6 protein-coding genes and 2 pseudogenes are annotated in these 12,070 nt (G+C 44.6%); 4 read left to right on the forward strand and 4 right to left on the reverse strand.

Annotated features, from left to right (window positions below; translation table 11 throughout):
• Positions 1 to 187: 187 nt before the first annotated feature.
• From V7051_RS01850 to V7051_RS01865, 4 genes and pseudogenes are all read right to left on the reverse strand, one after another.
• Entirely contained in the window at positions 188 to 1,414 is a 1,227-nt protein-coding gene (locus tag V7051_RS01850; RefSeq protein ID WP_333873184.1) for a hypothetical protein, read from the reverse strand.
• 2 nt (positions 1,415 to 1,416) lie between these two features.
• Positions 1,417 to 3,324, reverse strand: a complete 1,908-nt coding sequence (locus V7051_RS01855; RefSeq protein WP_333873185.1) for a CHASE2 domain-containing protein — start codon at positions 3,322 to 3,324, stop codon at positions 1,417 to 1,419.
• Positions 3,321 to 4,655: a FecR family protein gene (locus V7051_RS01860; RefSeq protein ID WP_334181112.1), complete on the reverse strand. Its 1,335-nt coding sequence runs from the start codon at positions 4,653 to 4,655 to the stop codon at positions 3,321 to 3,323. Before V7051_RS01860 ends, V7051_RS01855 begins: the two co-directional genes overlap by 4 nt.
• Positions 4,656 to 5,052: 397 nt before the next feature.
• A pseudogene (locus tag V7051_RS01865) lies at positions 5,053 to 6,009 on the reverse strand (IS30 family transposase).
• A 496-nt stretch (positions 6,010 to 6,505) separates the two neighbouring features.
• Between V7051_RS01865 and V7051_RS01870 the strand changes: the two are divergent.
• From V7051_RS01870 to V7051_RS24580, 4 genes and pseudogenes are all read left to right on the forward strand, one after another.
• Complete coding sequence (locus V7051_RS01870) at positions 6,506 to 7,933, forward strand: hypothetical protein (protein WP_333873187.1); 1,428 nt, start codon at positions 6,506 to 6,508, stop codon at positions 7,931 to 7,933.
• 268 nt (positions 7,934 to 8,201) lie between these two features.
• Positions 8,202 to 8,903 carry a class I SAM-dependent methyltransferase gene (locus V7051_RS01875; protein WP_333873188.1) on the forward strand — a complete coding sequence of 234 codons (702 nt, stop codon included), beginning with the start codon at positions 8,202 to 8,204 and terminating at the stop codon, positions 8,901 to 8,903.
• Between the two features lie 9 nt (positions 8,904 to 8,912).
• Positions 8,913 to 10,286 (forward strand): glycosyltransferase, encoded by a 1,374-nt coding sequence (locus V7051_RS01880; RefSeq protein WP_333873189.1) that lies wholly within the window; start codon positions 8,913 to 8,915, stop codon positions 10,284 to 10,286.
• 241 nt (positions 10,287 to 10,527) lie between these two features.
• Positions 10,528 to 11,728: pseudogene (locus V7051_RS24580) on the forward strand (IS3 family transposase).
• Positions 11,729 to 12,070 lie beyond the last annotated feature (342 nt).

Consider the following 12,070-nt stretch of genomic DNA (forward strand, 5'->3'; position numbering starts at 1 on the left):
AAACCTTAATGAAAACTGAGGCACAACGCCAAAGTAGCTGACGTACGCCAGAATCAAGCTACTTGTGCCGACATTATACGTGCACATGCTTATTGATTTTGTTATCTGTGGCTTGCGAACCCGGCAACCCCTGTCGAAATCACGATCTATTTCCTTAAGTTGATGGAGCATAAGCTATCTATCTTATTTACCAAGCCACTCTCACTCCCAGCCAACCTTCCAATGTATTCATTTCAAATAGACTGATGTTGCTGTTTTGATTTTGCCATTTAGCACTTACTACTCCTCGCCAATTGTCGGCGACCATATCCAGCGGCCAGTCATAATCCAGCCCCAGCCCTATTCGACTTATATATCTTGTTGCGCCATTATTCAGCCAGGGACTGTAAGATTTCGTATCATTGCTTTGCATGATATTGGCGTAGGCCTTTAAAAAACTGTCCCGGACCATTACTTCCGTAGGCCAAATCCCAATCACTTCCAATTTGCCTCGTCGTTGATCGCCTCCGGGGCGCTGATTGCTTGCCCAGTCCCATCCTGCACTGATCACGGCGCTATATAAACCAATCTTTGTGTCACAAGCTATACCAGCCATTAAGCCGGTATAACGACTATCCAATAGCGGCCTTCCATTTTGCCTTTGCCACAAAAAATCTCCTCCCATCTGAGGCCTGCAGTACGCCCAACTTTCCGCAGTGTGCCGCAACATCAACTGGCCCGTATACAAGTAGACATCGCCACCGTAACGCAAAACATTGAACCCTAGCGCCCCACCTGTCTCTCTGCCATCATCCTCGCGCTGCATAAGCGAGGTAAGCAGATTGGTTCCCTGATAATCTGCGTAACCACCGTATTCTGTTTCCCGATTAAACAATTCGCCTCTCACCTGCCATTGCAGTCCCTCAGCTATTGTTTTTACCGCGTTTGCAACCAGCTGCGATTCAGCCCCAAATCCAGCCTGTTTACGAAATTGCGGCTGCAGCTCAATAGCTACAGGTCCCGATGGCAGTGTTAATTGGATGATTGGCTGTGAAGGCGCCTGGTTAAGGTTGTCACTGTAGCCGCTCCGTATTTGCAAACCGGTATTGATTTGCCATTGTTGCGGCAAGACCACCGGGATCGATTGTATGTTCTGATGTGAGCCGTCTTGACTGTCTATCCCTGCCAAGGCTTGGTTATATTGCTCTACCGCTCCGCCGGTTTCCGGATACTGCAACAATACGCCTTCCAACAGATCGGCAGCCTCTGTGTAGCGCTTCTTGGCATTAAGTGATGCTGCATAACGCACCAGCCAATCGGGATCTTGACTACAGGCTTGAAGAGAGTCTTCGATTAACGCCTTGTCACAGGCATTTGCCGTACTAATTGAGAGAAAGCCACAGACAATCATCAGCGCTATGATCTTCTGTTTCAAGCTCACTCGCTCTCTACCGCCAACTCCGTTCCCGGCACAAATAATTCTGTCGGCTGCTGCCTGTCTTTTAACAAAAAGTTGCCCAGAGAAATCATTGGCACAGCCTCTTTCCAAGACTTTACAACATTCTCACCGCAAACTATGGGTTGCGAAAGTTCGCTTGTCATGGCCTGCAAGTGTATCGCAGTGGTAACAGTCCTGCCCAACAAGGCATGCGTGCGACGCCGGGCCGGGCCAAACGACCCAACCAATACCTCGCCTTGCTCGATACCAATACCTATTGCCAAAGGCGGCAAAGTATTGATTCCGGTTTCGGCGCCAAACAACCGCTCTCCGGTCAAAACAATGCTTTTAGCAGCACTGAGCGGCCGTAGATCGCTATTATTGGTACGCCATACGCCCATCACAGCATCGCCGACATACTCTTCCACCACTCCCCCTTCCTGGTGAATAATTTTACTAGCAAAGGTATAGAAGCTATGCAACAGCGCTCCGGCCTGTTCCGCCGGCAACTGGTCGCACCAAGCTGAGAAATTTCTTAAGTCCGCATAAAGCACAATAACTTGCTCGTGACGCGCATTGAGCGTACTACCAGGCTCTTGCTGGGCAATCTGCTTGGCGACATGGGCAGGCAAATAGCTGGAAAGGTTGCGGTAAAGCAGCGCACCCTCGGCACGACTATTCATATAGCCTTGTGTAGTGAACAAAGCCACCAAAGACAATATAAAAAATACAGCGACCATCCAGGGCAACCAAAGACTGCCGATCCAGAGTAAAGCGGCATGCAGAACTACGGTTGCACCCACTAATAGTAATCCTGTTATAACCGGCCCATAGACCCGTATTATTCCACCCCGACAGCGACTGGTTCCCAACAACAGCAGGCCCGACAGCACCATCCAACCTATCTGCATCAGCATTGCGCCACGGGGCTGGTAAGGTATCCGTCCATCCAACAGCGCTGTCATTAATTGCGCATGAACCTCGACACCGCTTACCGCAGCCGCCTGCGGTGTTGGAACCGTATCACCCATACCGAAAGCGGTCGCACCCAGTAGCACCCAAGCATCTTTTAGGTATCCGGCAGGCACATTGCCTTCCATGATATCTTTCGCTGAAATAGAGGTGATACCCTCTCTGGATGTCCACCACGGCAATAAGATATCCCCCTGCTTGTTAATAGGCACGGAAAAACCCGGCAAACGAGGATGACGCAATGTTGCCACCGGATCCAGCCATCCTGTACCGTAAGCAACTGTAAAATCAGGCGACACTCCTGCGCCTTCGGCAATCGCGGCCAGCGCCAACGCGGCATAGCCCTTATTCCGGTAACAGATAATTGCAGGCAAATATCGAATGGTGCCATCCGCAGCCATTCGCGGAGTAATGTGACCGGCACTTGCCGCCCTAAGACCAGGAGCATTGCCTATTGCGCCGTTAGCCTCTGGAAACTGACCAGGACAAACCTCAGAAGACAAGCCTCCTTGCAATTGCCCCATATTTACCGGCTCGTCAGCGCCGATAGCTAATATCTGCGCCAGGACAGTCGGCGTTTTAAGCAGCTCTACTGCCAACTCGCCGTCTCCAGGCTTCGAATCGGGAAAGGCAATATCAACAACGCGCAGGGCAACTCCCTGTTCTGCCAAACTTTTGAATAGAGCTGCCGTACGTTCGCGAGGCCACGGCCAAGCGCCGTAACGGGCAATGCTGGCTTCATCAATATCAATCACTACCACTCGCCGTTCCCGGTTGGCGGAGGAGGTACTCATAAACTGCCACAGATGATCGCCAACAGCGGCCTCAATACTGGAAAAGGGGTCCGCCCAGAAAACACTGACCCCCAAAGTCAGCGACGCAGCTAATAAAAATGGTGTTATCCGGTTTTTGAGCAAAGATTCGTCCATCATCATTTTGTCGAGGCCCGCCCATCAAATGCCCCTACCGATGGAACCTCTTTCCTGAAAAGCAGGGCTGCGGACGTACCATCCATTCCGAGCATTCCTCCGACACCACTGCCGCTTACCGCATTTCCGTCCGCAAATTGGCCGTTACTTTCGATACGCCCTGCCCCATCGAGAGCAGCTGAAATTGCCGGGCCGACTTGCGGGTGATAACTCATCTCTAATCGGGTACTAAACTCTTTAGCTGCAAAATCAACATGCAGTGTCGCCACATCCAACTGAGCGAGTTTTCTCGTATGATCATTGCCTGCAAAATCAGTAAAGCCTGCTTCTTTTTCCACTAGATTAAAATCGTAAGCACCTGCTCGTGGCAACTCGGTTAAAGCCGACTGTGCGCGGTATAATTTATAAGAGTTATTGCCGAGAAAATCAGCCTTCTGTTGCTGCACCTCGGCAACAGAAGGCAGCACGGCACCGCCGGGCAATTGATCGCCCTGACGCGCCCAAGTGAACGGCGATACCGGCAATTGCTGCTGAACCGGCTGCGATGGCTGCTGAACCGGCTGCGATGGCTGCTGAACCGGCTGCGAGGACTGATTGTCGGCACCTAAATGAGCAGCAACATCAGCGGCCTTTATTTCTGCAGCATTCATACGGTTCGACGTAACTGAAGCAGAATCCGTAGATTTCTCCGAATTATCGCGATCGGGATTACTCGTCTTCGATATGACTGCAGGGTCAAGCGGCACAATTTTCTCCCTCTCCCTGCCGCCACTGAATTCAATCATAACGCTTCCCATTGTCTCGGATAAGCGTGTTGCTCCTGCGCAGGCGCCCAGACCATCGACAGCACACTGTGCATTTAGTGGAGCGATAGCAATAGCGCCTGAATAGACGCCGGCCCACATCTTTTCGGGCTCAGCACGAACCACAAAATCCGTTCCCAAAACACCAATCGCTGTAATCGGCGTGTTGAGACGAAACCGGTCATGAGCGGCTTGTGTAGCTTTCCCGGAAATGCTGCGAACAACACCCGCCTCAAGATTGAAGCGGATGGCACTGTTTTTAGGTTGCAACTTGTCGTAATGATAAAGCTTAATACTCAGACGACTATTAGGACGCAGACTGATTGTACCCTCATCCACAAAGCGTAAGTGCACATGTCCACCTGCCGTTGTTTCTATGGTTTCGTCAACATAGACTGCATCGCCTCGCTTTAAGGGCCGTTGCTCGCCTTTTTTATTGTGCGCAAAAGCCTGACCGATGGCTAGTGTGACGTGCCCCACCTCATCTGGCTTACTTTGATCTTCAGCTCTTAGAGGAACAGCAATCAATGCCATCAAGATAGCTGCCGTACACATAAACCAATACCTGCCAAACCATTGACTTCTTGCTTGAAACACTCTGGAGCAACACACATCTATTGATTCATTCATCTTGTTTCTTACCGGAAAAGACTCAATTAGATTTTATTATTTACTTATGTCAATTTTTACGCTGTGTCTGGGGTCACAATTGAAGGCCAATAAGCCAACATTAGCAGGGGACATTATTGCGAACATAGAGCCCTATCGGATAGGCATTGTTATGATCGTGCATGGGCATTTACAAGTATATTGTCTATTGAACATTGTTGGTCATGATGTTTTTACATTTTATGGCCTTGCTCTATCACATTTTAGTGGGATAATTTTAGTATTAATTGGCGGATTCAACTCCGAAGTGCAATCCCAGTAATCATGCGGCTTCTTTCTCTTTCTCAGCAAAAAAGACCTCATGAGGTCTTTTAAAATTGAGTGTTTTTCGAGGGCGATGATTGAGCTTATACATGACAGACTCAACCGCGTCATCGGTTATGTTCTCAAAGCGACTGCCTTTGGTAAAGTATTACCTGATCAAACCATTGGTATTTTCATTTAAGCCTCGCTCCCAGGAACTATAAGGATGAGCGAAATACACGTCAGCGTTGAGCTGTTGCTTTATTTTCTGGTGTCCTGCGAATTCTTTGCCGTTATCGGCGGTAATCGTTAAAGTTTTATCCAGATAGGACTGTAGCAATAAAATAGTGGCCTCAGTCACCACCTCGGCCTGTTTACTCGCTACCTTCTTTATCAGGGTGAACTTGGATACCCGATCCACTATCGGCACTAAGGCGCCTTGATGGTTCTTACCTATCACTGTATCAATTTCCCAATCGCCGATGCGGGTCTTTTGCGCAACGATCTCAGGGCGTTCGTCGATACTGATACGGTTCCTGATCTGACCGCGCTTATCCTTTGATCCGTATCGCTTTTTGCGTTTCTTGTTGCTGTGCCGAAGATGCTGATACAACGTGCCGCCGCACTGCTTATCTGCCCAGATAGGCTGATAAATCCGCTTCATGGCTGATAGTGATTTCCAGCTTCCCCGAGACGTGCTCCGAGCTCCAGTCCAAACGGATTTTTTGTTCAATCTCAACGATCACTTCGGCGGTCATTTTGAGTGCTTTTGCTGCTTGAGCCCGTCGCTTATCCGCTTTTATTTGCGCCTGCTTCGGGAAGTAGCCCTTTTTGCCTCGATTGCGTTTCAGCTCCCGGCACACGGTAGATCCCGATATGCACAATAACTCTGCTATCTCTTTCTGGTTTTCCCCGCTGCAATTAATATCTTAATCTGGTATCTTTGTGCTTGGCTTAGCTGCTTATAGTTTCTCATGCGCTTTCTCGTCTTTGGTCGGATTGAAAAAAGCGTGAAACTATATCAGCTAACCTTTTTCTTTTCCGATTAATGCCGATTGCACTTAGGAGCTGAATCTAAGATTTACTAAATCCGACAGACTCATAGAATTAGAAAAATAACTCATTACAAATTAATGACCTTCACTAAATGACCACTTATCAAAAATAGCCGTTTTCGAGGTTTTCAGAGGCAAGGCTTTTGGCTCAACTTTACCAGTCTACTTGTAAAACCAAAATCGGTTGACTACTCCATAAAAGCTTATAATTCTTTATTTACATTAAATAGTCCCAATGAATTTAGTTAATAGCATAACCTTAAACATATAAATATCTTGAGTTATTTTTATACAATAGAGTTTCTTGCCAAACATTTATCGCTTGCACCTGTAAATTGAATCTAAGCATTAAAAATTTGTTTAACATGAATTATATTTATAATATGTTTATCACTTATTGCAAGGACAATATTCTTAATGAAAGATAGCCAAAAATATATATTTATTTTTTTACTAATATTTTTATTAAATATTATCCCATTCCTATTATTTCCTTTTATACACACTCAAGATAGCGCCACCTATCTATCAGTTTCAGATAATATACTAGAGAATCATTGCGTATCACGTTCCACCCCGTCGAGTCATCAATGCACGCCTGACTGGGGTGGTAACCAGCTATTTGGATACCCATTATTCCTGGCCGTAACTCGGATATTTGACCATACCAACTATACTATCTCTGTTATGGCTCAATATTTATTATTGGTGGGTGCCATTTTCTATTTCTGTTCTGTACTCTACTCAAAACTAAAATTACAATTCAGAAAAATTTTAGTTATTTCCATGCTGTTAAGCTGGTCACCGTTTCAAATAGCATGGGCTAGTGTATTATTAACAGAGTCTATTGTTATTCCGTTGATAATCATTCTTTTCGCGGAAATAATTAAATCACTAATAACGAAAAAGATGCAAACAATTACTTGGTTCATAATTCTTATAATCGCAGTTTTTACACGTTATGAAATGGTAATATTTTGTGTGACGGTTCCTATTGTTGCATTCTCTATATACTCACCTACATTCGCATTAAAAAAGATAACCATAATCGGTTTTCTAATATCAATGCCTCTTATCATTTGGGGTATTCGTGGAGCGGCTAATGGCTTGCCTTTTCCGCCAACCTTAGCAATGGGCGATAATTCATTAACATATCCAAAAGGAACATTGGCTTGGTTCAAAACATGGAAAAGCTCAAGCCATGATGACCAGAATATTTACAAAATTTTTGATGGAAAATATTCGTCAATAAGGCTGCCGGATAAGGCGTTTGATAATAACCATGAAAAGCAAGTTATTTCGGATATCATGACTACGCTGGCTAAACAAGACGGAAAATCTATACCGCCCCCAATAGATAACTTATTTGCCGAGATTGCTAAAAATAGAATAGATAGAACCCCTTTAAGATATTATTTACAACTGCCTATTACTCGGATTATCTCAATGATGAGCAATATTACCTACAACTCTATCAACCTATTGCCTTTAAGTAAGCAAGGCAGAGGATTATCCGATGCAAACATCACCGAAAATTCTGTTTCTATGGCTCTTGAACATCCTAGCAATACTGTGATTCTAGTACTATCTGCATATAAGATAGTGCTTTTCCTTATTCTGGGATACTTACTAGTAAATTTCTTCAAATTATCCGTTATCAATCGGACTATATTATTAACATCAATAACGTGCTCTTGTCTCAGCTTATTATTTATATTAACTTTTGCCATATCAACAGAACCTCGTTACTTATTAAGCAGTCTGGTCGTACTGGAAATAGCGGTTATTTTTATCCTTGCTTCAATCTTTCCCAGCCCCCATTTAAAAAGAGAATACACTGATTAGCATTTTTCTAATTTCACTGGCACACAAACAAGAAAGTAATATCGAGTTGAACAATAAAAATTAAGAAAAAAGGTTCCAAAAAACACTTCCAGATAATTATTTTTATCAGCTAACTTGTTGCTAAGCGCCTATATGCAAAAAGTACCGATAAAAGAAATAGGAAATATTTTTGCATAAGTTGCATAATTCAATTCATTTATACATTTTTATCAATGCAGGTGAAACTTATATTTCAGCTGACAAACCGTTATCTTAATTAGTTAAAGTTATGCATAAAGCCGAATTCGATAAATTTGCGGATGAATACTATATTCTACACCAGAAAAATATCAGGCTCTCCGGCGAATCTACGGAGTTCTTTGCTGAATATAAAATTAAAGATGTTTTTGAACTCTTCATGCATCGAAAACATAAGCAGAATCCACTACAAATACTGGATTTTGGCGCGGGCATTGGTACATCAACGCCCCATTTTCGAAGATTTTTTCCTGATGCGTCTTTGACCTGTCTGGACGTTTCAGAAAAAAGTCTGGAAGTAGGCCGATCCCGTTTCTCTGACCTTGCCAATTTCCAGTCTTTCGATGGAACGCATATCCCTTATCCTGACAATACTTTCGATTTAGTTTTCGCTGCCTGCGTATTCCATCACATTCCTTATTCTGCTCATTTTGGCCTTTTACGAGAGTGGCTTCGAACTATAAAACCAGGTGGAACTGCAATTATTTTTGAACATAATCCGCTGAATCCACTTACTGTTAATGCTGTGAATACTTGCCCTTTCGATGAAAATGCTCAATTGATTAGAGGAAAACAGCTTCGTAAAGAAATGCAGAGAGCGGGATTTCAAAATGTTGGCTTACATTACAGATTATTCGTGCCTGGCACTCTCCGGGCGCTACGCCCTTTAGAGCGGTGGCTGCAGTGGTGCCCCTTGGGCGCTCAGTATTTCGTTCATGCAATTAAGCAATAGGAGAGATCAATGCCCCTTATACGATTCTTGATCGTCGGTGCCGCAAACACATTGGTCGGATTAAGTACCATTTATTTTGCTATGTATTTTTTACAGCTAGACATTGTGCATGCAAACGCGATTGGCTATTCGCTTGGAATTTTACTAGGTTTCGCTTTAAACAAGACCTGGACCTTCAGCTGTCGCGGCGCTGTTATTTCTAGTTTCATCCGTTATTTACTGGTGCTCGCCGTAGCTTACGCGGCAAACCTCGCTACAGTTTTATCTGCAAACTCCCATTTCAACTTAAATCCTTATATAGCTCAAGCACTGGGTATTATACCCTACACCGTCATAGGCTTTATGGGCAGCCGTTATTTTGCTTTCTGTACTCAGCGAGGCATAGATATGGCAACAGATCATTTATGCGAGACAGCTAAATTCAATGAAAAACCCATGATTCCGCGGATGATTGATGTCAGCATTATTCTTCCTTGCTATAACGAAGAAGCCGTCTTATTGGAAACGACCCGCCAATTGGCAGATTTGTTGAAGCAACTTATCATCGATGGCAAGGTTACGCCTAACAGCCGTGTATACTATATTGATGACGGAAGCCGTGACCGAACATGGGAAATGATAGAGTCTCTAGCCGAGACCCACGAATTCATCCACGGAATCAAATTATCACGTAATCGTGGCCATCAAAATGCTCTTTTAGCCGGTCTATTAACGGCGGAAGGAGAGGCAATTATTAGCGTAGACGCCGACTTGCAAGATGATTTATCCGCGATTAAAAAGATGATTGAGCTCTATGCGGCTGGCTACGATATTGTATATGGTGTTCGAGACGCTCGTATGACCGATACATTTTTTAAGCGTTTTACTGCCAAAGTTTATTACCGTCTGTTAAGCTCCATGGGTGTGGAAATTATCTACAATCATGCTGACTACCGTTTGATGAGCCGACAAGCCATTGAAGCGCTCAGAGAATTTGGCGAAGTTAATTTATTCCTTCGCGGCATAATTCCACAAATCGGATTTTCATATGCTCTTGTATATTACGACCGGGCCGAACGCTATGCCGGCGAATCAAAATATCCGCTGAAAAAAATGCTCTCATTCGCATGGCAAGGCATCACATCCTTCTCAGATTTACCTCTACGCATTATTACGAGTTTAGGATTGTTAGTATCGCTGATTAGTTTCTTAGTTACAGTTTGGGCAATTGCGATACGTTTATTTACTCAAGATGCAATACCAGGCTGGGCTTCAACTGTTTTGCCTATCTATTTTCTTGGAGGTATACAGTTACTATGCCTTGGCATTATGGGGGAATATTTAGCTAAAATTTATTCAGAAACCAAACGGCGGCCTCGGTATACTATTGAGAAAATGATTTAATTGCGAAGCTCTTTATTTAGCCGTTTTCATCGGTTCGATATTTGGCAATGGGTCAAATATGTGATTTTCTTGTATAATTAGGACTTTCGCTATCCCCCCGAATAAGACTTGATTCTGGGGTTACGCAGTTCAGCTCGCAAATAGTCGGAAAACAAGTCGGCCCGGACTTGATAGAGTGAAGTGGCTACACTAAACCGGACACACAATCTAAAATAATCTGAAATTAGAGAGTGTGTCAAAAATGGATCAAGAAAAACAAAATATAAAAATTTATAGCGCCGAATTTAGGGAATCCTCGGTCAAGCTGGCCCTGGAATCAGAAAAGGCAATTGCCCAGACCGCCAGAGATTTAGGGGTTAACGCCAATACGCTACATACCTGGATCAACAAATATAGCCAGCCAAAAGAACCCAACAAAACAGTTCGAACCGATGAGCATCTTTACGAAGAATTGAAGCGGTTGAAGAAAGAAAACGCCCGGTTAATAGAGGAGCGCGACCTGTTAAAAAAAGCAGCGGCGTATTTTGCCAAGGAGCACCGGTCGACTGCATGGATGCAGGAGGTAGAGCAACGCAGGAGCAGTTGCCGAGAAGTACGCCTGGATCAAACAGCATGAGACTGAATCTCCTGTTAAATCAATGTGCCAGTTCATGGCTGTTTCCCGTAGCGCTTACTATGCTTGGTTAAAGTCTCCTCAAACAGCGGCTGAAAAAAACGATGTAGAACTCACTGAAGTGATCAAGGCCTTGTTCAAAAAGAGCCGAAGAAACTATGGGACGCGCCGACTTAAGGAAGCCTTAATCAATAAGGAGCGGCAGGTCAGCCGCCGGCGTATTGGCCGGTTAATGGAGGCGGCAGGTTTGGCTTGTAAAACCAAGCGCAAATTCAAAGCAACCACGAACTCCAAACATAGCCTACCCATTGCTCCAATCATCTGGATCGGCAATTCACAGTGGCGGAACCGAATCAGACCTATGTCGGCGACATCACTTATATTTCTACCCAGGAAGGTTGGTTGCACTTGGCTGTGATTATAGATTTGTATTCACGGCAGGTGAATGGCCGAGCACATGAAGGCTAAATTAGTGAATGATGCATTATCGATGGCTGTTTGGAATCGTAAACCCGGCAAGGGCTTAATTTGGCATACGGATCGAGGCAGCTAATACGCCTCAGACAGTCATCGCGCGCTGTTGCAGCAATATGGCATCATCCAAAGCATGAGCCGCAAATGCAACTGCTGGGATAATGCCGTTTCGGAAAGCTTCTTCCATACGCTGAAAACAGAGCTGGTGCATCATCAGCGCTGCCAAACCAGAGCCGAGGCTAAGAGCAAGGATATATTTGAATATATCGAAGTGTTTTATAACCGTGAACGGCTTCATTCTGCCAATAACTATGTGTCGCCAGTGGACTACGAAATGCAGCTAAAATCTGCTTAACTTTGTGTCCGGAAAAGTGTTGACACATCATGGCTGATAGGGTCCAAATGCTCGGACAGGTTGAAGCAGGTATAGTTGATCGGCGGGCAAATCAAGTATTCTACGTAACGTTGTTTCGTGATCATGTCTGCTAACATAACCTATTCGGCTAGGGTTGCGAAAGTCCTAATAATATTGAATATGACCTGTTATCAAGAAATCCCTGCCCGGCTTGTGGCAGCAACCTGATCATGAAGTCAGGGCAAACGCATTAAAAATAATTCATAAACAATAGGCTAAACTAATTACGGTAATGGGTCAAATATGTGAATTGCACATATAATATCGAGTATGACCTGTTAT

It is taken from the genome of Methylobacter sp., assembly GCF_036845245.1.
In the GTDB taxonomy this organism is placed as follows: domain Bacteria; phylum Pseudomonadota; class Gammaproteobacteria; order Methylococcales; family Methylomonadaceae; genus Methylobacter_A.